At 68.1% G+C, this 436-nt stretch carries 2 protein-coding genes; one reads left to right on the forward strand and one right to left on the reverse strand.

The genetic code is table 11. From position 1 onward, the window contains the following. Positions 1-232, forward strand: a 232-nt coding sequence (locus SB753_RS34885) for a YadA C-terminal domain-containing protein (protein WP_410804592.1), incomplete at its 5' end; no start/stop codon positions are given. Between the two features lie 88 nt (positions 233-320). Here SB753_RS34885 and SB753_RS34890 read toward each other — a convergent pair. Beyond that, on the reverse strand, positions 321-431 hold the full coding sequence (locus tag SB753_RS34890) for an oxalate:formate antiporter (RefSeq protein ID WP_410804594.1): 111 nt from the start codon (positions 429-431) through the stop codon (positions 321-323). Positions 432-436 lie beyond the last annotated feature (5 nt).

Here is a 436-nt window from a genome sequence, read left to right on the forward strand (position 1 = left end):
GGCGCGGCGCGCGTATGCGGGAACGGCGTCCGCGATGGCAATGACCATGGTCCCCGAAGTCGACGCGACGAAGAACCTCGCCATCGGCGTAGGCACGGCGGGTTACATGGGTTATCAGGCGGTGGCCGTGGGGCTGTCGGCGCGCGTCGCGCAGAACTTCAAGGTGAAGCTGAGCGCGGGCATAAGTTCGGTGACCACGGCGGTCGGCGCCGGCGCCGCTTATCAGTGGTAGCAAGGGAAGCCAGCCGGCGAGAGCTGCCGGCGGCAAATCGAAGGCGCCCCGCGCGCCCCGCGGTGCGGGCGGCGGGGCGCGGGTTCGCTTACTGGACCAGCTTCATCGCTTGCGAGCGCGTGTTGAACACGCCCCACGCGAGCGGGATCATCACGTACAGCCAGAAGACGGCGATCTTGACCTTGTTGGTCGGGTGCACGGGTT

The organism is Paraburkholderia sp. SIMBA_053 (genome assembly GCF_046534895.1).
Taxonomy (GTDB): Bacteria; Pseudomonadota; Gammaproteobacteria; order Burkholderiales; family Burkholderiaceae; genus Paraburkholderia; species Paraburkholderia caledonica.